The organism is Meiothermus cerbereus (genome assembly GCF_051297115.1).
Lineage (GTDB): Bacteria > Deinococcota > Deinococci > Deinococcales > Thermaceae > Meiothermus > Meiothermus cerbereus_A.
On record NZ_JBEVAL010000027.1, the window covers coordinates 1 to 20,974 of the forward strand.

The following is a 20,974-nucleotide window of genomic DNA, read 5'->3' on the forward strand; positions in this document are numbered from 1 at the left end:
CATAGTGGCCTTAGTTTTTGCTTTCTAGCTCGGAATGTCTAGGTGGCAACTTGAGTTACTTTATCAAATACAAGCCACTTTAGCGCTAAATGCCGATTTGGTTTTAGTGCTGCTGGAGGCGCCAGACCACGTAACGGCAGTTGGTGACAAATGTACAAAAAAATCTTTAAGGTAAATCTAATATGCCCTTCATGAGGATTTTTTCTTTTGTAACGTTCTTTGTTACGATCTGGAGCCTGGCCCTACCCCTCGACGTTCCCAGCGACCACTGGGCGGCCCCTGCAGTGGCCGAGGTTGTGAAAAGGGGCTGGCTGCAGGGTTACCCAGGGGGCGCTTTTCGGGGCGAGGTGGCGCTGGATCGCTACCAGCTTGCCACCACCCTGGCCCGTGTGCTGGCCGACAGCCCCTTGCCGGTACGTGAAGCCGAGGTGCGCTTCAAGGACGTCAAGCCCAACCACTGGGCCTTGCCCGGCATTCGCAGGATGGTAGGGGAGGGGCTGGTGCAGGGCTTCCCCGACCAAACCTACCGGGGCGCATCGGTCTTAACCCGCTATCAGCTGGCGGTGGTGCTGGACAAATTAACCCAGAACCTGGGTGTTGTGGCTCCGGCCAAGGCCCTGCGCCCCGACGACCTGCCCCCAGGTCACTGGGCCGAGGCAGCCGTACTACGGGTGGCCGCACTGGAAGTGTTGCCGCTGGGGTCCGATGGTCTCTTTAGGGGAAGCGACCCGGTTAACCGTTACCAGATGGCTCGAGCGCTCTGGCGTATTGGTCAGCTGACTGCTGCGCCTCAGGCAGCGCTCAACCCAGCACAGGCGGTTTCGCCAGCCCAGTCAACCAGCAGCCCCACACCCCAGGCCAGCGCAGAACCCCTGACCCGTGTCCAGGCTGTTCAGCCCCCTGTGGTTCAGGAAGGCACCACCCTGGTAAGCCTGAGTGCTGTGGCGCTGCCCGAGGCCTGGTCGGAAGCACAGCTCGAGGCCAGCCTGGTGCACCTGGGGCAAGCCCAGCGCAATGGCCGGGTCTGGGCAACCCTCAAACACAACGACCAGCGGGCTATCGGCCTGCTGCGGCTCGAGGAAAAACCTGTGCTGGAAGCGTTTTATCCTCTGAACGAAGCGGTGATGGTCTCCAGCGAGGGCTGGGCCTGGCTCGAGGATGGGCAAAAGCTCATGCACCTGGACCCCAAAACCCAAAAAATTCGGTATTTTGGCCCCATTGGTCAGACTGCGGTGCGTGAAGCCCTGCCACCCGTTTTTGCCGCCGGGGTGCAGCAAGGCCTGCTGGGAGGGGTGGCGCTGGACGAAAGCCGCAACTACCTGGCGCTTATCAACGGGCGGCCCCTGTGCCTGCCCGACTGCGCGAAGGTTGCTGGCTCGGTGGTGCTTCGCCTGGTGCTTCTGGGCCTCAATCCCGATGGCCTGTTTGCCGAGTATGCCTACCTGCTCGATGCGCCCGGCAACCGTGTGGTGGGTCTGGCCTGGCCCAAGCCCCGGCTGCTGCTGGTGCACGAACACGACGGCAAAGTGAGCCGAATCTACGCGGTAGACCTTAACCAGGCCGACGACATCGCCTTTAGTGAGTGGGACAGCCCCGAAGCGGGCCTGGAGCTAAAACCCCAGGTGAAGCCGGTGGTCAAAAAGCTGGTGCTCGAGGTGGCCCTGGAAAAACCCAGCGGGCTGGCTATTATCAGCCCGACCGAGGCCGTAACGGCCCAGAAGGGGCTTCTGCGCCTAAGCCTGGAGAAACCCCTGTGGTAATCGGCTAAAAAGCATCACGCCGGTTCGCCAGAGCACCCTTCATACGCATTGAGCCCCTTACCAAATTTGATTCCAGGTACGCCGGGTGGGTTTCCGCCCGGCGCAGTATTTTCGTATTGCCGGGCCAGCCTGCGCTTGGTGTTACTGGGGTGAAATAAAATGCGTACTTATTTACCTAAGTACGCATTTTGTATACTGGGGCCATGCTGATACCGTTAGCCAACTGGCACAACCCGGCCAAGCGCCGCCTCGAGGCCATCCGAGCGGCCCATGAGCGCAACCCGGCGGCCTTGCTCGAGCTGCTCGAGGCCTACCTGGTTCTAAAAGGCCGCAAGCGCGCCACCCTGAGCCTGCGCACCCTGGAGAACTACCGGCTGGCGGTGCGCGATTACCTGGCCTGGGCCTGGTCGGACACGCAGTCGCTGGAAATCCTGAAGGCTACCGCCGACGACCTTGACCGCTATATTGCCGACCTGCAATTGCACGGCGGACATCTGGAAAATTCTGAAAACCAGCGCCTCAAGCCCGGCTCCGTTGCCACCTACCTGGCGGGCGTGCGGGCCTTTTACCGGGCGCTCGAGTGGGCCAGCGTGGCTCAGCTGCCCCAGGTGCACTCGCCCCGCGACCCCACTCCGCCCGAGGAGCGCCGTCCTGCCCTGCCGGAAAGCCTGTACCACAAACTCCTACAGCACCTTTCGGGCGCCGAACCACCAAACTGCCGCGACCGTCTGGCGGTGCGCTTGATGGCCGAGGCCGGTCTGCGTATTAGTGAAGTGGTTAACTTATGGGTGGATGACCTGAGCCTGTCCGAACGCCTGCTGCTGGTGCGGGCGGGCAAAGGCGGTAAGAAGCGCTCGGTTCCCCTCTCCCGGCCCCTGGTGCAAGAAATCCAGGACTGGCTCCGGCTGCGCCTGGCCTATGCGGCCCCCGGCGAAAAAGCCCTGCTCATAAACCTGGGTGGGCGCAAAGCCAGCGGACGGGCCATGACCGACCGATCGCTGCGCAAAATTCTCAACCGCCACTACCGCGACCTGGGCTTTCCCCAGCACTACTACGGGGCCCACATGCTGCGCCACACCGCCGGAACCCGCTTTTACAAAAAAAGCCGCGACCTGCACGCAACGGCCCGCCTGCTGGGCCATACCAACGTTAATACCAGCGCCATTTACGCAAAAATGGACCTGGAAGGGCTTTTTGAGGTGGTGGATCAGCTCGAGAATTGAGCTTTGTGTGACGGTAAACTTTAGTACCATGATTACCCAGCAAAGAATCCTCGAGGTTTTCAAAATCGTAACCCGCATCATCTTCAACCTGGCCCTGGTAGCGCTGCTGGTGGGACTTTTGGTGAGCGTGGGGCGTACCCTATTGGAACTCGGCCTGGCCTTCACCCAGCCCACGGTGCGACTTGGCCTCAAAGACCTGGTAACCAACATTTTATCGCTGGTGGTAGTGATCGAGCTGGTGCGGGCATTTGTTGACTACTTCGAGTTTGACCGCATCCGGGCAGAAATACTGGTAGAAGTAGCAGTGGTTTTTGTGCTGCGAGAGATGATGCTGGGCCTGTTTGCTGGTGAGATCAAGGGCTTGGATGTGCTGGTGTGGAGCTCGGGCATACTGGCTTTGATTGGAGCCAGGGCCCTGGCTATTGCATTTCCCTATGGGAAGGAGAAAAAACATGCGGGTTGAAGAAAGTGTTTTACCCGGTGTAGGGCGTAAGTTCGTGGTCACGGTTCGGTCTGGAGACCGTTTGGTCATCGTCATTCACCACTCGGGCTCGAGGGAGCTCCATTACTACGAGAGAGGCAGCATGGATGAGCCCACCGCGGTGCTCGACCTGACCGATGAAGAAGCCCGTGAGCTTGGGGCCATCCTGGCTGGTGTGCTCTTTGCCCCCGAGGCCATTGGTGATACCCAAACCAAACTGGCTCAGGACACCATCGAGTGGGTCAGGTTGGGGCCGGGCGCACCATGTGTGGGACGCACTGTAAAGGAGTTACAGGAGCAAGGAGCCCACCTGCTGGCAGTTTTACGCGAAGGCCAGGCCCTGATTCCCAACCCATCCCCTGAACTGTCTTTGAGCGTGGGTGACACCCTGGTTCTGGCCGGGCCGCGGGGGGCAGTAGAACGCCTGCGAAAACAGATGACTGGATAGCATGCACGAATCGGTAACCGCATTTGCTATTGCCACTTTGCTACTGGGCTTAGGGGCTGCGCTAGTGCATCGCTGGCACTTCCCACCCCTGGCAGCTTACCTGCTTGTAGGCCTTGTGCTGGGTAGGTTCTTAGACACCGAAAGTCTGGAGCCGCTCCCATCTTTGGGTTTGTTGCTGCTGATGTTTTCGGTGGGGCTCGAGTTTGGCCCCGACCGCTTGCAGCAGATGTCGGGTCGGGTTATGCGGGCTGGGGGTTGGGACGCCGTGGCCCTTCCTGTGGGAATACTGGTGGGGTTTTTAGCAGGGCTCGACTGGAAAGGGGCTTTGCTGCTGGGTGGGGTGATGTATGTCTCCTCGAGCGCGGTCATTGTTAAGCTGATCCTCGACTTGCGCCGGGCCGCCAACCCCGAAAGCGAGGTGGTGCTGGGTGTGCTGGTTTTCGAGGATCTGCTCATTACCATTTTATTGGTACTGGTACACGGTGGAACCGGCCTTAGCTTTGCAGTGGTGGTAGGGCTGGCGGGCCTGTTCTGGTTGTTGCTGCGCCTGGGCGGACGCTGGCTCAATCAGCAGCTTCAACACCTTTCCGACGAGCTGGTGTTGCTGCTGGGGGCTGCTCTGGTAAGCGCCACTGCGGTACTGTTTCACGCTGCTGGGGCTTCGGAAGCGGTAGCGGCGTTCATCTGTGGCGTGTTGGCAGCGGGACTAGGCTTGCGCGAGCGCTTGGAACACCTGTTTGGTTCGGTGCGAGACCTGGGGGTGGCGCTCTTTTTCCTGACTGTGGGGGCTACAGCCCTTACCCTGCTGGATTCGGTAAGCGCAGGAGTGGTGGTCGTCTGTTTGCTGGCGCTCCTGGTCAAGCTGCCCCTCAACTTCAAAGGGGCGCGGGTAGCGGGGCTTTCTGTCCGGCGTAGCACTTTTGCGGCAGCCTACCTGGTACCTCGAGGGGAGTTCAACCTGATTCTGGGGGCTATGGCCATGCAGCAGGGTTACCCATTGGTGGGCCAGGTGGCGGTGTTGCTGGTACTGATTTCGATTCCACTGGGTAGCCTGCTCATGCGTTTTATGCCCTCCTGGTACGATCGGAGCAAATGATTCCTGTTCGCGATTCACTCCTGTTTCACGGGCCAGCCCCGGTTACCAAGGCCATTATTTTGCTTTGTGGTCTGGTTTTTTATTTCCAGCTATCGTGGGGTTTTGAGGAAAGCTTTGCCATTTTTGGGTTTATTCCGGCGGCTTTCCTGCAAGACCCCTTGGGGCAAAGCTATCGTTTGTTGAGCAGCATGTTTGTGCACGGTTCGCTGGGGCACCTGCTGGGTAATTTGTGGTTTTTATGGGTGTTTGGCCCGGCCCTCGAGGGCCGGCTGGGTAGCTGGCGTTACCTGGGGCTGTACCTGGTATCTGGCATGGTAGCAGCCCTAGCGCAGGCCATGCTTACCCCCGACCCCTTCGTGCCGATGGTGGGGGCTTCGGGGGCCATCTCCGGGGTTACTGGGGGGTACTTGCGCTCGTTCCCCAGCGCTTATGTTTTTACCTGGCTGTTCCCGGCTTTCTGGCTATGGCTGCCTGCAACACTCTACCTGGGGTACTGGGCAACCATACAGCTCATCAATGCACTTTTGGGGATGCCAGGCGTGGCCTGGTGGGCCCATCTGGGGGGCTTTGTGGCCGGTATGATGATGGCTAGCTGGATGCGACCGCGGCGTGATTACAGGGTTACGCCGTTTTGGGAAAACTGGTATTACTTTCGTTAACAAGGAGGCCTATGGAAATCTTCTTTCAGTTGTTCTGGCTGTTTTTTATTCTCTCGACCCTGAGCCCTTACTTTAACCAGCAAATGCTGCTGGCTGCTCGCGCCCGTCGGATTACCGACCTCGAGCGCAAACGTAAGAGCCGGGTGATTACCCTGATTCACCGGCAGGAAGGGTTTTCGTTTCTAGGTATTCCTTTTGCCCGTTACATTGATATTGACGACTCCGAGCAGGTCTTACGGGCCATCCGCATGACCGATCAGAGCGTGCCCATAGACCTTATCCTGCACACCCCCGGCGGGCTGGTGCTGGCTGCCGAGCAGATAGCCGAGGCCCTCTTGAAGCACCCAGCCAGGGTCACGGTTTTCGTGCCGCACTACGCAATGTCGGGCGGAACCCTGATTGCGCTGGCTGCCGATGAAATCGTGATGGATCCAAACGCCGTACTGGGGCCAGTTGATCCTCAGCTTGGGCAGTATCCGGCGGCCTCCGTCTTGCGGGTTCTGGAGCAGAAGCCCGTGGCCGAAATTGATGACCAGACCCTGATTATGGCCGATGTGGCCCGCAAGGCCCTGACCCAGGTCAAGCGCACCGTTGCCGGTCTGTTACGCAAGCACTTTGACGAGCAGAAAAGCGATGAGCTGGCCCAGCTGCTCTCCCAGGGAACCTGGACACACGACTATCCCATTAGTGTGGAAGAGGCCCACAGCATGGGTCTGAGGGTTTCCACCGAGATGCCCACAGAAGTTTATGAACTGATGGGCATGTATCCTCAGCCGCGTGGAGGTAAACCCAGCGTGCAGTACGTGCCGCTACCCTACGGGCGGGAGGAGGCCGGCCCGAGGTCGAGGTAGCCCGACCCGGGCAAATTCAGGCCAGAGCCTCTTCTCGCTTGATGCTGTAGACCCGGCTCAGGCCCTTCTCTGTGGTGACGCCGTATAGCGCATCGCAGGCCTCCATGGTGCGCTTCTGGTGGGTAACCAGAATGAACTGGGTCTGGCCTTTGAAGTGCTGCAAAAAGCGGCAAAAGCGCTGAATGTTGGCTTCGTCCAGGGGCGCGTCTACTTCGTCCAGTACGGCTATGGGAAGACCCCCCTCCTCCCCTACTTCGGAAAGGGCAAACAAAAAAGCCAGCGCGCCCATGGTGCGTTCGCCCATCGAGAGCAGGTTGAGGTTAACCGTGCGCTTACCAGCGGGCTTCAGGATCAGCTCGAGGCCCTGTTGGGAACGCTTTAGCTCTACTTCTGCATCCAGCAGGGCGCTGGCGTAGTGGGCAAACTTCTCTTTGAAGACCTTATAGACCTGCTCCATTCGCTCCCGGTATTCCGACTCCACCAGTCGTAACTCGGCCTCGAGCTTCCGTACCGCCACCTCGGACTCCCCCAGCGCCACCTCGAGCCGCTCGATGTCCTCGCTCAGGAGGGCGTACTCCTGCTCGGCCAGGTGGTTGATGGGGCCCAGGGCCTCCAGGGCGGCCTCGGTTTCGGAGAGGGCCCGGGCCAGGCTGCGCGATGAGCCCTCCTCTACCGGGCCTGGGGGCAGCTCGGACAGCTCCTGCTGCAGGGTCTCGATGGTGGCCTCGCGCCGGGCCTGGGTCAGGTGCAGGGCCTCGAGGTCGGCCAGGAGTGCGTTGGTGCGGGTGATAAGGCCGGTCTCTTCCTCGGAAAGCGCACGCGCGCGGCCCCGGGCTGCCTGTAGCTGCCTTTCCAGCTGCTGCAGGTTCAGGCTGTTGCGGGCCAGCTCGAGCCCAGCCTTGCGGGACTGGAGAGACGAAAGCTTCTGCCCCAACTCGGCCTGCTCGCTTCGCAGCTGGTGCAGGCGGGCCTCGAGTTCTGCAATATCCTTTTGCGCCACAGCATAACGCTCTTGGTCTTCACGGTAGCGCTGCCAGCGAGCAGCCACCTCACGCTGGGCGGCCAGCTGGGCAGCAAGGGCCTCGCGTTCGCGCTGCAGGGCATGGAGGTGGCCGGGTTGCGGAGGTTCGACCGGTGCGGGGGCCTGGGGCATCGGGCTATGGGCCAGGCGAGCGAGCCCGGAGCGTATGGCCTTGAGTTCGGAGTCCAGCTCGGCCTGGCGGCGCTGGAGCTGGGCCAGACCCAGCCCGGCCAGCTCGGCCCGTAGTTGCTCGCTCTGGGCGCGCAGGGCCTGGGCTTCAGCCTCGTGGCGCAGGGCTTCGGCCTGGGTCTCCTGAAAGCGCCGGCGCAGGGCCAGCATCTGCCCGGCTTTTTGCAAGCGCCCCCCCGTGATGGCCCCGCTGGTCTCCAGCAGCTCGCCATCCAGGGTTACCATGCGGGGGTGGTCGGGGTGCTTGCGAACCAGGGCTAAGGCAGCCTCGAGGGTCTCCATCACCAGGGTCTCGCCCAGCAGGGTGGGCAGGGCCTCGGGGCACAGGGGCAGTTGCACCAGTTGGCGGGCCAGCCCCACCACCCCGGCCTCGCCGCTCCAGCTGCGCCGGTGGGCTTTAGGGGGCCTGAGCAAAGTGCGCGGCAAAAAGGTGGCCCGACCCCCTTGCTGTTTGAGGTGCCTGACCGCAGCCTGGGCCGCCTGTTCGTTCTCGCACAGCACCCACTGCATGCGGGCCCCCACGGCGACCTCGATGGCCAGCTCCAGGCCTGCCGGAACCTGGAGCAGGTCGGCCACCACCCCCATCAAGCCAGGAATGCCCGACTCGCGGGCCCGCTTGGGGCCTTCGGCCAGGTCGGCGCCGGAGCGCAGCAGGGCCTCGAGGCGCTGGGCTTCAGAGCGGGCAGCCCGGGCCTCGCTGCTGGCCTGACCCTCCTGCTTGACCAGGTCGTTCAGGTGTGTCCGTAGCTCGCCCTCGCGGGCCTGGGCCGCGGCTAGCTGCGCCCGTATGGCCGTTAGTTCTTCCTCGAGCCGGGCCTGGTCGGCTTCCAGGGCCGATTTTTGTGCCAGCATCTGTTCATAGGCCAGCTTTTGCGCTTCGTAGGTGGCCTGGGCCTTCAGGTAGCGCTCATAGGCCTTTTGTGCCGAAGCAAGCCGGCTTTCCTCGGCCTGGATGGCGGCCTGCAGTTCCTTGAGGCGCAGCTGCTGGTTGTGCAGCACCTCGGGGGTGGGTTCCGCCTCAGCAGGGACGGTCGGCTCTGGCAAAGCACGCAACCGGGTCAGGCGGGCCTCGCCTTCCCCGATGTCGCCAGCCAGGCGGCGCAACAGCCCCTCCAGCGATGCCTGCTCCTGCGCTGACAGCCGTAGCTCACCGCTTAGGGCTTCGGCCTGCCGCAAGGCCTCGCTGTGGGCGTTGTGCGCAGCCTCCAGGGCCTCGAGGGCCTGGACTTTCTCGCGCTCGAGCTCGCTCAGGCGCTGGGCAACTTCGGCCCGTTCGCCCTCCAGGGCCTGGGCTTTTTGCTGCGCGTTTTTGGCCTCCAGGTCGGCCTCGCGAATGCGCGCCGCAATCACGCTGCGGCGCAACACCAGGCTGCGCCCTGCCAGCGAGGCTGCTTTGCGGGCGGCCTCGGCCTGCTGGGCTTTTTCCAGGATCGAGGCTTTTCGTTCGGCAAGCTCCTGGGTACGCGCTTGAAGCTCGAGGGTTGTGCTTTGCAGTCGTTCATGCGCGGTTTTACTGGCCTGGGTCACGGCCCGCAGCCCCGCGGCCTCCTCCAGGTACGAAAGCAGCACCTCGGGCCCGGCCTGCAATATCTGCCCAACCTCGCCCTGCCCCACAATGGCATACCCGCTGCGCGAAAGCCCTGTTCCCATCAGGGCGTGTTCAATCTGGCGCAGGGTGCTGCGTGCGTTGTTGAGCCGCACCTCGCTGCTGCCGTCGCGCTCGAGGCGTCGGCTCAGGCTAACCCGTTTACCGTTGCCCCCCAGCTCCAGTCCGACTTCTGCAAACCCCAGTGGGGCTTTGCCATCCGAACCGTGGAACAGCAGCGCTAAGGCTTCCTCCCCCCGCAGTTCTCTGGCCCTGGCCCCCACCACCCAGCGCAGGGCCTCGACCAGGTTGCTCTTACCTGAGCCATTGGGCCCCACAATGCCGTAGATGCCGGGGCCAAACTCGAGGCTGGTACGCTCGCCAAACGATTTAAAGCCTTGCAAAATCAGTCGTTCAATCTTCATAAGCGTGTGGGCCGGGCCAAAGGTGTGCAGCCTATAAGGCTTTTTACTGGCCTGCCCGCCTGAATGGATCCAGCAGCGAGAGGTGCCCGAGGCTTTCTACTTCTTTACCCTCCAGCAAAAACCTAACCTGCTCGACTTCCTTGAACTCCAGCAGGGTATTGGCCATACCATAAACCAGGGCAGTTTCGCCTGCCGTGCCGTAGCCCAGCCGCCCATAGGCCGCCGGTAAGTCTACCAAAGCCGTGTTTTCCCGCAAGAAAACCGTAGGGGCCGGTGTGCCTGCCGGAACCAGCGGTGCAGCCCCCGGAATCTGTGGCCCCCGCACCAGTTCTTTCAGCACCCGCTCTAAGGTGTACTCGCCCTCGGCCACCTGAATGGTGCGCTCTTCGACCACCAGGCCGTCCTCGGTGTCTTTGGCGAAGTGCAGTCGAATGGTACGTGGGCCCTGGTTGTCGAGGTCTGAGGGCAGGTTGAGCGACTTTGAGCCGTTGTCGCTCTGCACGGCCCACAAAGCCCAGCTTCCCAGCAGCAGCACCAGCAAACCCAGCACATTGGCTGGCGTCAGAACTCGCTTCATGGTCGGGCACCTCCGCTGGTGGCAGGCAGGCCCAGATAATCGCGCACCGCCCTGGCCAGCACGGCGGCCACCTGCGCGCGGTTCTCGGGGGTGCGCAGTTGCTCAAAACCCACTTCAAGCAAAACTGCCGCGCCCCCCGCCATCGAGAGCACGTACATGGCATCCTGGCTGGTGTTGGCTACAATTCCGGCAGAAGCAAAGCCCTGCGAAATTGCCTGAGCAAGCCGAGCCGCCGAGCCGGGGGGCGCCACAAAACGCTCCAGAATAGCCCGTTGAGCGGCGGGGCTGCGGGCCGAAAGCTCACGCCCTTTTTCCAGCAGGCGCAGGGTTTGAATCTCGGGGTGGCTAAACACCGTAACCCGGCTGCCGGGAGCCGCGTGCAGGCTGATAAACACCTGGGCAGTAGAGGCGTACTGGGCTCGAGCCAACAGCGGAACGGCGCGGTCGGCGCTGCGGGTCAGGACCACCTCGAGCCTCCCCTGGAGTTGCTTTTGCAGTTGCTGTACCACCATCAGCACCAGGTCCTTCTCCCGCAGGTTGCCCACCACTACCCCGGCGTCGGCGCCCCCGTGGCCGGGGTCGAGCACCACGCGGGGCAGCCTGGCCGAAGGGCCCCGCTCTACAATCACCTGCCGGGGCAGGAACAGTAAGCGCGGTGCGCCGCTGCCCTGGGGCAGGTAAATTTCGCTGCCCCAGTTTTCTTTGCTAAAGCTGATGGGCGAATCGGGCGGTGCATCCGGCACCTCTGTAACCCCAATCAGGGCCAGGCGGGGTGGGTTGTTGGCCAGAAGCCGCACCTGCACGTCCCGATCAAAGCGAAGGATGTAGCGCTCACTCGAGCCCACGGTAGCCCGCTGCACCTCCAGCAAGCGGGCCGGACGCAGCGCCAGCACCGGAGCGCCATAGTCGCTGCGGTAGTACAGGTCGAGCACCCGCGCAAGTTCCCGCACCGGCACCCACAGGCCGCCCTGAGCGCTGTAAGCATTGAGCAGCCGAGCCGCCTCGGCGCCCTGGCTGCTGATGGGGAAGGTGGCTACCCGGCTGCCCAGGCTCAGGTAAACCTTGTCGGAGGCCTCGAGGTAACCAAGACCCAGGGCCTCGGCAATAAACTTGGCCGGGCCGAAGGCCACTGCAGCGCCCCCAGGATAAATGGCCTGGCTCTCTTGTTGCCCCACCAATAAGCGGCTTTCGTACTGGGCCCAGCCCAGGCCCAGCAATACCGTTATAACCATCAATATGCGCAGCATCCCCAGTCCAGTCGCTACAGTTTTACCTGCCTCAGATTAGAAGCGCAAGCCCGAGAAGTTTTTATAGTTGCCACAATTACCAGCTCTCGAGCGCACGCCGGACAGCCTGCTTTTTATCCTCGGCTTTTTTCTGATAGGCCCGCTTACCTCGAGCCAGCGCCAGCAGCAGTTTGGCTTTTCCTCGCTCGTTGAAATAGATTTTGAGCGGCACCAAGGTGAGGCCCTTCTGCTCTACTTTTGCTCTGAGCTTGTTGAGTTCGTGCCTGTGCAGCAGCAGCTTACGCAGCCGGCGTGGGTCGTGGTTGGTGTAACCCCCTTTTTCGTATGGAGCAATGTAGAGGTTTTCCAGGAACAACTCCCCGTTTTGAAACCGTGCAAAAGTGCCGGTAAAGTCTACCTGGCCAGCCCGGATGGACTTGACCTCAGTGCCTTTGAGTGCCAGGCCGGCCTCGAAGGTCTCCAGGATTTCGTAATCGTGGCGTGCTTTGCGGTTCTCGAGTCCAGCCATAGGGCTCTTTATTCTACCCAGTTCGGGATTTCGTAGGTGCCTCTATTAGTGAAACTCTTCACGATAAAAATAGTTCGTGAAAGATTTATTCACGAGAACTGCCTGCTGCCTGTTCAATAAACAGCGCATGAATGCGTGGATCATTGGTCAACTCAGGGTGAAAGGTGCTTGCCCAGAGCTTGCCAGCACGCACCAGTACCGGGTCGCCATTATGCTCTGCCAGAACCTCCACCCCTACGCCCGCATCCAGAATTAGCGGGGCCCGGATAAAGAAAGCGTGGAAGGGCTTATCGAAACCCTTGATCTGTAAGTCGGCTTCGAAGCTATCCACCTGGCGGCCATAGCCATTTCGCTGAATCGAAATGTCCAGGCAACCCAGGCGGGGCTGGTTAGGGTACTGCGGTATCTGTTTGGCCAGCCAGATGGCCCCTGCACAGGTTCCCCACACGGCCAGGCTACTGGCCTGGAGGCGTTCGCGCACCGCATCCTCGAGGCCATACTCCCGCGCCAGCATCCCGATGGTGGTCGACTCTCCACCAGGCACAATCAGCCCAGATAGGCCCTCGAGGTGCCTGGGAAGACGCACTTCCACCACTTCGGCCCCCAGGGCCACCAGCATCTGCTTGTGTTCACGAAAATCACCTTGAATTGCCAGAACTCCGATTTTCACGCCCATGATGGTACCGCACCCAGCTTACAAAGGTACCACTTCAGCAGTACGCATTTGTCATTCAGCACAGCTTTTCTTGCAGCAATCGCTCCAAGTCCGTAGAGGTCCGGTTCTGGTCACGAACACATTCGCCTGCAGCGCCTCGAGGTAAAACATCATCGAAAAGGCAACGCAGACAAGCGTATCGCCTCGGTGAGGCACATCTGCTTATCTTGGTGAACGGCGACATCGGCGGTCTGCCCCGAAGGGGGCATCCACTTCTCGTTTTCGTACAGCGGCAGTATGTTACAAGCCTACCAGCAACCAGGGATTATCGGTCGGCGTTCAATCAACAAGCACCCCTCGGTGCGCGGCCTAGGCAGGGCTGGTAATCAGGCCTGGGGCTGGGCCATGCTGGCTCTCTTCACGCTCCGCTTTGAGAAGGTGCTTTTCATTCTCCTCGCCCAGCGCCTTCAGAAGCCGCTCCCGTGGCACAAACTCGCCACCCAGCATGTAATAAAAGCCATTTTTGCCCAGCACCACCACATAGCGAAGGCCCTGGTGGTTTCGCACAAAGGTGTTGTGCCTGAGCGCAAAGCGGTGCATCTTGTTCAAGGCAAGCAGTTCGCGTTCCTGGCGACGACGGTTCAGCACAGGCATCAGCCAGAGCGGTATCAGGACCAGCAAAGCCGTAACGCCGAAAATCACCATTCCAAAGGTTTCCGCTCGCATGGTGTTACGAGTATATATCAAAACGTTACGTTTTGTGTAACACCTGTGCTGGTTGAACCAGGTCAAACCCCCCTCACCTTTGCTTGAGGGGAGTCCGCCAGATTAATACTTGTTACCAGCCTCGCTTGGCGAGCTTCTCTTCTTCCGACAGGAAGTCCAGGTTAATACCCACCATGGCCTCACCCAGATCCTCGGAAACCTCGGCCAGCACTTCTGGGTTGTTGTAGTGCGTTACCGCCCGCACGATGGCTCGAGCCCGCTTGCGCGGGTCACCCGACTTGAAGATGCCAGAGCCAACAAAAACACCATCCATGCCGAGCTGCATCATGAGGGCCGCATCGGCTGGGGTGGCTACCCCGCCCGCGGCAAAATTAACCACCGGCAGCCTGCCATTTTCGTGCACCCAGAGCACCAGCTCGTAGGGTGCACCGTGGTTTTTAGCATAGGTCATGAGTTCTTCGCGGGGGAGCGCCTGAATCTGGCGAATTGCGCCCAGAACACTGCGGGCATGGCGAACTGCTTCCACTACGTTGCCTGTACCGGCTTCACCTTTGGTGCGAATCATAGCGGCCCCTTCGCCGATACGACGCAAAGCCTCGCCAATATTGGTAGCGCCACAAACAAAAGGCACCTTGAAAGCATGTTTGTCGATGTGGAAGGATTCGTCTGCCGGGGTCAACACTTCCGACTCATCGATGAAGTCTACCCCCAGGGCCTCGAGGATCTGGGCTTCAACGGTGTGCCCAATACGGCACTTGGCCATCACCGGAATCGAGACAGCGCTCATGATTTCTTTGATCAGTTTGGGGTCGGACATGCGCGCTACCCCACCCTGGGTACGAATGTCTGCTGGCACACGCTCGAGGGCCATCACCGCCACAGCGCCGGCCTCCTGGGCAATTTCAGCCTGCTGTGCGTTGACGACATCCATAATCACGCCGCCTTTAAACATTTCAGCGAATCCGGTTTTGACCCGCAAAGTTCCTTTCTCCATAACTCCCTCCAGCTCTGTAGCATAAGCCTTTTCTTTTTCCGATCCTAGGGGTTTAGCTTACAGCTCGAGCCGCTTCCAGCGTACGCCACACAGAAAGTGGGCATGTTTCCTTGCCCTTTTTGCTGGGGGCCCAATACAACACAATTGGCGCGCCTAGACACCGTTCTCAGTCGGCCATCCGGGTCGTTACAAAATTGGTGTAAATAGCGCCCCGCTTGTAGAAGGCATTGTCCATGACCTTGAGGTGGAAGGGTACGGTGGTCTTGACCCCTGGCCCCTCAATTACGGTTTCGGCCAGAGCCCGGCGCATACGGGCAATGGCCTCTTCGCGGTTTTCCCCGTGCACAATCAGCTTAGCGACCAAGGAGTCGTAGTTGGGTGGGATGCTGTAGCCCACATACAGGTGCGAGTCTACCCGCACGCCAGGGCCACCGGGGAAGTGCAGGGTCTCAATTTTGCCAATGCTGGGCCGGAAGTCTTTGTCGTAGTCTTCGGCGTTTATGCGGCACTCAATGGCATGACCGTGGAGTTTGATATCGCTTTGCTGGAGGGTAAAAGGCTCCCCCGCCGCAATTTTGATCTGCCATTTGACTAGATCCAGGCCAGAAATCATCTCGGAGACGCAGTGCTCAACCTGGATACGGGTATTCATCTCCATGAAGTAGAAGTTGCCATCAGGGTCTACGATGAACTCGAGCGTTCCCGCACCCTGGTAGTTGACGTATTTTGCCAGGCGCACAGCCGCGGCCAGAATTTCCTGACGGAGAGGCTCCTCCAGCCGGCTGGGCGCTTCCTCGATTAGCTTCTGGTTGCGCCGCTGGATGGAGCAGTCGCGCTCGCCAATGTGCACCACATGGCCTTTGCCATCCCCCAGCACCTGCACCTCGACGTGGCGGAATAGCTCGATGTATTTCTCCAAAATCAGGGACGGGTCGGAAAAGTAGTTCTGGGCCTCGACCTGTGCCTGGGCAAAAGCCGTTTTCATCTCGTCGGCAGAACGCACCACCTTCTGGCCGCGGCCTCCCCCACCAGCGCTGGCCTTGAGCAGCACCGGATAACCGATTTTTTCGGCAGCCTCGAGGGCCTCGTCCACCGACTGCAAGACCCCAGTCCCCGGTACAGTGGGCACACTGGACTTGGCGGCAATCTCACGCCCCCCCGCCTTGGAACCCAGGCTGTGCATGGACTCCGGGGTAGGGCCAATGAAAACAATGCCATGATCACGGCACATCTCGGCAAACTGGGGGTTTTCTGCCAGAAAACCATAACCCGGATGAATGGCCTCAGCTCCGGAGATTATGGCCGCAGAAAGCAGATTGGGGATGTTGAGGTAGCTCTGGGCTGAAGGGGGCGGCCCAACGCAGATGGCCTCGTCCGCCAGCAGAACCGGCAGCGACTGGCTATCGGCTTCGCTATGGGCAACCACCACCTTTACCCCCAGCTCTCTGGCTGCCCGCAAAACCCTCAGGGCAATCTCACCTCGGTTGGCAACCATTATTTTCTTGAACATAGAACCTTCTCTTGATGCACAGCTGGTCTACACGGTAGTTGTCAGGCGGGTTCGATCAGGAAAAGCACCTGGCCGTATTCGATGGGTTCCCCATTGGACACCATAATTTTTCGAACCACGCCAGATACTTCGCTTTCTATCTCGTTCATGAGCTTCATGGCCTCGATGATGCACAAAACCTGGCCCTTTTTGACGGCATCGCCTTCTTTGACAAAGGGCTCTGCGTCGGGGGAAGGGGCGCGGTAAAACGTACCGACAATGGGTGCTTTGACCTCAACGTACTTGCTGGTATCTTCCTTTGGCGCTTCGGGCTTGGGGGCCGGCGCGGGTGCGGACGCCTGGGCGGGGGCTGGCGCAGGGCTCGAGGCGGCGACGGGGGCAGGGGCTGCCGGAGCCACCGCCTGAGGCTCTATTACCACAGGCGCAGGTGCGGCCAGGTACTGCACCTCCCCTCCGCGCTTGACTGTAAGTTTGTAATCGGGGGTCTCGAGGGTTAGCTCGGCCACTTCGTGCTCTTGCAAGGCTTGGAGGATTGACTTGAGTTCCTTTGCATTCATGACTGCCTCCGAAACAGCGCTGATCTATAGCTTCATAAACTGTAGCCTATAGAAGTATAAGGCCACGGGGCTGGTTTTACCCTTCACCAGGGGTGCAAGCCAAAATCGCCCTGGCGGGCGCTATCGCTCAGGCGCTCTGCATCAGGGGAACCATCCAGCAAGATTTCATATCAGCGGCAAAAACCGGAACAGTCCTTTTCCTGATTGGGACTGCACCATTCTTTCTGAAGACCGCACTAGAAGCACTGAGAATCTCTGAAGCCGGTATTGCATCAAAAACACTTGCCCCCAAAGGCAAGTGTTCGAGAAAGTACCCTGGGGCCTGGCTCAGGCGCGGCCAAGGTATTCACCGCTGCGGGTATCTACCCGAATAACCTCCCCGTTCTCGACAAATAGTGGCACCTGCACCACTGCGCCGGTCTCGAGGGTGGCCGGCTTGGTGCCTCCCGACACCGTATCGCCGCGCACGCCTGGGGGTGTATCGACTATCTTGAGCTCTACCGAGGCGGGCAGGGTAATGTCCAGCGGACGGCCGTTGTACATAGCGCCCTGCACGGTCATGCCCTCTTTGAGAAACTTGGTGGCATCGGAAATGTCGCGCGGGACATGGAACTGCTCGTAGGTTTCCAGGTCCATGAACACCAGCTCGTCGCCTTCGGGGTAAAGGTACTGCAGGTCTTTGGTTTCGACGTAGATGTCCTCGAGCTTTTCACCGGAGTTAAACGAACGTTCAACGGTGGCTCCGGTCTCGAGGTTCCTAAACTTTGCCACCACTTTGGCGCCACCCCGTCCGATTTTCTGGTGCTGGTAGTCTATGCACTGCCAGAGGGCACCGTCCATTTTTACTTTGGTTCCGTTGCGAAGGTCGGTTACGCTAATCATTTGTTCCTCCTCTTACCCAAAGCAAAAGTCTACAGGATGAAGCAACCCATGAAAAGGCAAGGCTGGTCTTTCAGCCTAGCCTTACCAGGGGCGTTTTTCAGAAAGAAAACAGCAATCCCTTTTAAGCCTTTGCTACATTGGCGTGCCCCGAACCACCAAAACTGGAGTCGAGCAGTTGTGCAACACTTTATCGGTTACGCTGCCCATCAAGACCCGGTCTATGCCTTTGCGTCCGTGGGTGGCCATTACCACCAGGTCATGCTCTTTGGCTGCTTCCAGAATAGCCGGAACTGGGTGCTGCTCAACAATCACAGTTCGGGTGCGAATCCCCTTGGATTCCGCTTCTGCCGATATTCGGTTCAAGACCTGCCTGGCCTGGGCCTTATGCTCGTTCATCTGCTGCTCGAGGTGTTCGGGTGGCTGTGTGGCGTAGCTCGGAACAAGCTCATATGGGTTTTCGATGGCGTACAGTATGGTAACCTCCCCACCAGACAATCTGGCCAAATCGAACCCCTGCTCGAGGGCATCCTGGGCAAATTCGCTACCATCCATTGGGATTAAGATTTTTTTGAACATAGGAAACCTCCTTAGGGCGCATGGGAAAATACGGCACAGGGCTTTCGCTCTGTGCAATACCCTAAACCCGCCCTCTAGGGTCTTGTGTCCCTGACGGGGTAGCAATACCCTCGAGGTTGCCTCCAGCCCACTGTCCGGCTGCCTAAAACACGTCTTCGGGCTTTTTTTCCATCTTGCCGGTGAGCCAGTAGATAATGCGCTCAGAGATGTTCTCGAGGTGGTCGCCCAGCCGCTCGTAGCTGCGGGCCACACGCCCCAGGGTGAGGGCCTTGGTGATGGTGCGCGGGTCTTCCATCATGTAGGTTAGCAGCTCACGCGAAACCTCTTCGTAAAGGGCATCGATTTCATCGTCGCGGCGGAATATCTCCTTGGCCGCCTCAATATCGCGCTCGGCAATGGCCTTGGAAACCAGGTCCAGCATCTGGGCCAGGCGACGGCCCATATCGGGCAGGGTGATGTAGTTTTTCAGAGGAGGCTCTTTTGCCAGCACGATCACGTCCTCGGCCACGTGAGCGGCATTGTCAGCGGCCCGCTCGAGGTCGGTAAGGGCCTTGATGATGGTAAAAGCAAAGCGCAGATCGGAGGCCACCAGCCCTTGTCGAGCCATGATGGCAATGGTCTTGGACTCGATATCCAGCTCCATGGCGTCTACTTGTGCGTCCTGCGCAATTATCTCCTGGGCCAGCTGGGGGTCTTGTTCGCTTAACGCCCTGGCGCTTTTTTCCACCATCTCCCGCACCAGCGAGATCATGCGGATGGTTTGCTCAGTCAGTTGGTTCAGTTCTCGGTCAAGAATTTCACGCATACTTACTCTCCATTTTTATAGTTTACGCGAGGGCTTGAGCTATCGGACGACTGGGAAGCCCCCCCAGTATAGAGGGGAAAGGTAAGGCCAAAGGCATTGCCGTTCTCAAGCGCCCGCCCATAAGCCGTGCCGCCCCAGCCTGCGACCAGCCTGCGTACCAGGGCCAGCCCAAGGCCCGTACCCCGGACATTGGCCGCATGCATGCCCCGCTGTCCGGCCCTGAAAAGGCGCTCAAAGTCCACCAGAGGCTGACCTTGATTGCGAACCTCGAGCCACACCCCCTCCTTGTTTTGTCCACTTAGCACTACGATTTCCGGGCCTGTTCCATATTTTAGGGCATTGTCCAGCAGGTTGAGCAGGGCCTGGTAGACCGCGTCCGGGTTGGCCCAGACCGTATGTGGAATCTGCCACTGAATCCAGGCCGATTTTTGCGCCAGTTGGGGTGCCAAAAAACGCTCCAGGCGGTTCTGTAGCTCTTCCAGGGCAAAGGTTCTATTTTGCGAGGGGCGGCGGTGGAGGGGCAGGTCTTCTACCAGACGCCGCAGGCGCTGGGTTTCCTGGTAAAGCAACTGCAGGGCTTCCTGGGCCTGGGCCCTCTGCAGACCGCCTTGCAAAGCTTCCAGCAGGGAAAGCATACCGGCCACCGGCGTGCGGAATTCGTGCGCGAGTACCCTGCTGGACTCCTCGAGGGCCTCCAGGCGGTTTTTTTCTTCGGTTCTGTCCCACAATAGCAGCACCCCCGGTATAGCCCGGACCCACAGGGTACGGCTGCGGGTCTCGACCGTGGCCTCACCGCCCCTTCGGGCCACCGCCTCGAGCTTGTGGTCGCGCAAAGCCAGCAACAACGACCGGCCCACCACTTTGTCCCGCTCCACCTCCAGCAGCTCGGCCGCTACCGGGTTCAGGTAGACCACGCGCCCTTCAGCATGAACCAGCACCCCCTCGTGGGCAGCCTCCCAGGCACTGTGCAAGAGGGCCTCCATCGGTGTTAGTACTCCCTAAAGCGATAACCCACCCCGCGCAGGGTTTCCAGGAAGCGAGGGGCCTTGGGGTCTTCGTTCAGTTTATCGCGCAGCTGGGCGATGTGCTGGTCTACGGTTCGGGCCGTGCCCAAAAACTCCTGTCCCCAGACCCGCTCGAGCAGTTCTTCGCGGGTATACACCCGCCCTGGGTGCCGCGCCAGGAAAGCCAGTAACTCAAACTCCCGGCGGGTGAGCTCGAGGCTATGCCCGTCCAAAAAGGCCTGGTGTCGCTCCAAATCGAGGCTCAGCGCCCCACGCTCGAGCCGGCCGCTCTTGCCCACCCGGCGTAAAAGGGCCTGTACCCGGGCAATTAGCTCAGGGGTGGAGAAGGGTTTTGTCAGGTAGTCGTCAGCCCCCCGGGTTAAACCCTCTACGCGGTCGCCCTCGCTGGCCCTGGCGGTCAGCATCAGCACCGGCAGGTTTTCGTAGCGTCCATCGCGGCGCAGGCGCTCCAGCAGACGCACCCCTGGTTCATCCGGCAGCATCCAGTCGAGGATGACCAGATCTGCGCTAGCCATTTTTTCCCAGGCCTCAGCGGCAGTGGCCGCTTCCAGTACCTGGTGTCCCACTTTGGAGAGGGAGAGCCTGAGTCCCATCCGCACGGAGGGCTCATCCTCGACCAGTAGCAGTTTCGACATCAGTTATTAGTGTAGCGGCACTTTGGTCAGGTAAGTGTCATGCAACAAAGGATATCCCAGCGGCAAATCAGAGCCGGAAAAAACCAATCAAATGCACCGAAGGGGGCTTCTGGCCCAAAAGCCTCATCTGACCTGCCAGTTGCCCCCGGTGAAAGTGGGCATGGCTGGAAAAGTGAAGCACAATCTCGCTTACGGTGTTGGTTGAGGTTCCACCGGAAAAACTGTAGGTAATGCAGGCGTTTGGGTCGGCGGTGGCGAGCCAGTCCTGGCGTTTAGAGGCCAGCCGCTGCCAGGATTCGTGCAAGCCCTTCATGTCTGCCGGATTAGCTGGAAAAGAGGCGGTTGGGCTGCCCTGCAGCCGCCCTAGCCAGACCGCTTCGGCCCCTACCATATGGGCAGTGGTGGCAAACACGCTGGGGAACGAGCCCCCAACCTCCCGGTGGGCCTGTTCCGGGGATAGGGCCAGCAGTGCAGGCCACCACTGTTCCCAAAGCCAGTCGTTGGCATCCACAAGGCGCTTTAGTTCGGCTTTTTCCATG

The 20,974-nt window shown here is 60.1% G+C and carries 22 protein-coding genes; 7 read left to right on the forward strand and 15 right to left on the reverse strand.

Annotated elements, in window-relative coordinates; genetic code table 11:
- Positions 1-191: 191 nt before the first annotated feature.
- The 7 genes from ABWU19_RS07500 (at position 192) to ABWU19_RS07530 (ending at position 6,518) form a co-directional block, all read left to right on the forward strand.
- A complete protein-coding gene (locus ABWU19_RS07500) occupies positions 192-1,760 on the forward strand; it encodes an S-layer homology domain-containing protein (RefSeq protein WP_435901085.1) in 1,569 nt (522 codons plus the stop codon).
- Between the two features lie 203 nt (positions 1,761-1,963).
- Positions 1,964-2,983, forward strand: coding sequence for a tyrosine-type recombinase/integrase (locus ABWU19_RS07505; RefSeq protein ID WP_435901086.1), 1,020 nt, complete (start codon positions 1,964-1,966; stop codon positions 2,981-2,983).
- 28 nt (positions 2,984-3,011) lie between these two features.
- Complete coding sequence (locus ABWU19_RS07510; protein ID WP_435901087.1) at positions 3,012-3,446, forward strand: phosphate-starvation-inducible PsiE family protein; 435 nt, start codon at positions 3,012-3,014, stop codon at positions 3,444-3,446.
- A complete protein-coding gene (locus ABWU19_RS07515; protein ID WP_435901088.1) occupies positions 3,436-3,912 on the forward strand; it encodes a cation:proton antiporter regulatory subunit in 477 nt (158 codons plus the stop codon). The genes ABWU19_RS07510 and ABWU19_RS07515 overlap by 11 nt, the downstream gene beginning before the upstream one ends.
- 1 nt (position 3,913) lies before the next feature.
- On the forward strand, positions 3,914-5,008 hold the full coding sequence (locus tag ABWU19_RS07520) for a cation:proton antiporter (protein WP_435901089.1): 1,095 nt from the start codon (positions 3,914-3,916) through the stop codon (positions 5,006-5,008).
- Positions 5,005-5,667 (forward strand): rhomboid family intramembrane serine protease, encoded by a 663-nt coding sequence (locus tag ABWU19_RS07525; RefSeq protein WP_435901090.1) that lies wholly within the window; start codon positions 5,005-5,007, stop codon positions 5,665-5,667. Before ABWU19_RS07520 ends, ABWU19_RS07525 begins: the two co-directional genes overlap by 4 nt.
- An 11-nt stretch (positions 5,668-5,678) precedes the next feature.
- Positions 5,679-6,518, forward strand: a complete 840-nt coding sequence (locus ABWU19_RS07530) for an SDH family Clp fold serine proteinase (RefSeq protein WP_435901091.1) — start codon at positions 5,679-5,681, stop codon at positions 6,516-6,518.
- Between the two features lie 16 nt (positions 6,519-6,534).
- On the opposite strand, the gene ABWU19_RS07535 is transcribed toward ABWU19_RS07530, so the two are convergent.
- The 15 genes from ABWU19_RS07535 to ABWU19_RS07605 form a co-directional block, all read right to left on the reverse strand.
- Entirely contained in the window at positions 6,535-9,738 is a 3,204-nt protein-coding gene (locus tag ABWU19_RS07535; protein ID WP_435901092.1) for an AAA family ATPase, read from the reverse strand.
- A 43-nt stretch (positions 9,739-9,781) separates the two neighbouring features.
- Positions 9,782-10,315: a GerMN domain-containing protein gene (locus tag ABWU19_RS07540; RefSeq protein ID WP_435901093.1), complete on the reverse strand. Its 534-nt coding sequence runs from the start codon at positions 10,313-10,315 to the stop codon at positions 9,782-9,784.
- The gene (locus ABWU19_RS07545; RefSeq protein ID WP_435901094.1) at positions 10,312-11,547 is read right to left on the reverse strand and encodes an N-acetylmuramoyl-L-alanine amidase family protein; all 1,236 of its coding nucleotides are present in this window, start codon (positions 11,545-11,547) and stop codon (positions 10,312-10,314) included. Before ABWU19_RS07545 ends, ABWU19_RS07540 begins: the two co-directional genes overlap by 4 nt.
- A gap of 91 nt (positions 11,548-11,638) precedes the next feature.
- The gene (gene smpB / locus ABWU19_RS07550) at positions 11,639-12,070 is read right to left on the reverse strand and encodes an SsrA-binding protein SmpB (protein ID WP_435901095.1); all 432 of its coding nucleotides are present in this window, start codon (positions 12,068-12,070) and stop codon (positions 11,639-11,641) included.
- A gap of 85 nt (positions 12,071-12,155) precedes the next feature.
- A complete protein-coding gene (gene pdxT, locus ABWU19_RS07555) occupies positions 12,156-12,746 on the reverse strand; it encodes a pyridoxal 5'-phosphate synthase glutaminase subunit PdxT (protein ID WP_435901096.1) in 591 nt (196 codons plus the stop codon).
- Between the two features lie 348 nt (positions 12,747-13,094).
- Entirely contained in the window at positions 13,095-13,451 is a 357-nt protein-coding gene (locus tag ABWU19_RS07560) for a hypothetical protein (RefSeq protein ID WP_435901097.1), read from the reverse strand.
- Between the two features lie 112 nt (positions 13,452-13,563).
- On the reverse strand, positions 13,564-14,445 hold the full coding sequence (gene pdxS / locus ABWU19_RS07565; RefSeq protein ID WP_435901098.1) for a pyridoxal 5'-phosphate synthase lyase subunit PdxS: 882 nt from the start codon (positions 14,443-14,445) through the stop codon (positions 13,564-13,566).
- 166 nt (positions 14,446-14,611) lie between these two features.
- On the reverse strand, positions 14,612-15,955 hold the full coding sequence (accC, locus tag ABWU19_RS07570; RefSeq protein ID WP_435901099.1) for an acetyl-CoA carboxylase biotin carboxylase subunit: 1,344 nt from the start codon (positions 15,953-15,955) through the stop codon (positions 14,612-14,614).
- Positions 15,956-15,996: 41 nt separating this feature from the next.
- Positions 15,997-16,512: an acetyl-CoA carboxylase biotin carboxyl carrier protein gene (gene accB, locus ABWU19_RS07575; protein WP_435901100.1), complete on the reverse strand. Its 516-nt coding sequence runs from the start codon at positions 16,510-16,512 to the stop codon at positions 15,997-15,999.
- Positions 16,513-16,839: 327 nt separating this feature from the next.
- Positions 16,840-17,394: an elongation factor P gene (gene efp / locus ABWU19_RS07580; RefSeq protein ID WP_435901101.1), complete on the reverse strand. Its 555-nt coding sequence runs from the start codon at positions 17,392-17,394 to the stop codon at positions 16,840-16,842.
- Between the two features lie 132 nt (positions 17,395-17,526).
- A complete protein-coding gene (locus ABWU19_RS07585; protein ID WP_435901102.1) occupies positions 17,527-17,970 on the reverse strand; it encodes a universal stress protein in 444 nt (147 codons plus the stop codon).
- A gap of 142 nt (positions 17,971-18,112) precedes the next feature.
- Positions 18,113-18,775 (reverse strand): phosphate signaling complex protein PhoU, encoded by a 663-nt coding sequence (phoU, locus tag ABWU19_RS07590; RefSeq protein WP_435901103.1) that lies wholly within the window; start codon positions 18,773-18,775, stop codon positions 18,113-18,115.
- Between the two features lie 2 nt (positions 18,776-18,777).
- A complete protein-coding gene (locus ABWU19_RS07595; protein ID WP_435901104.1) occupies positions 18,778-19,758 on the reverse strand; it encodes an ATP-binding protein in 981 nt (326 codons plus the stop codon).
- 5 nt (positions 19,759-19,763) lie between these two features.
- The gene (locus ABWU19_RS07600) at positions 19,764-20,435 is read right to left on the reverse strand and encodes a winged helix-turn-helix domain-containing protein (protein ID WP_435901105.1); all 672 of its coding nucleotides are present in this window, start codon (positions 20,433-20,435) and stop codon (positions 19,764-19,766) included.
- A 67-nt stretch (positions 20,436-20,502) separates the two neighbouring features.
- Positions 20,503-20,973: a DinB family protein gene (locus ABWU19_RS07605; protein ID WP_435901106.1), complete on the reverse strand. Its 471-nt coding sequence runs from the start codon at positions 20,971-20,973 to the stop codon at positions 20,503-20,505.
- Position 20,974: the final 1 nt, after the last annotated feature.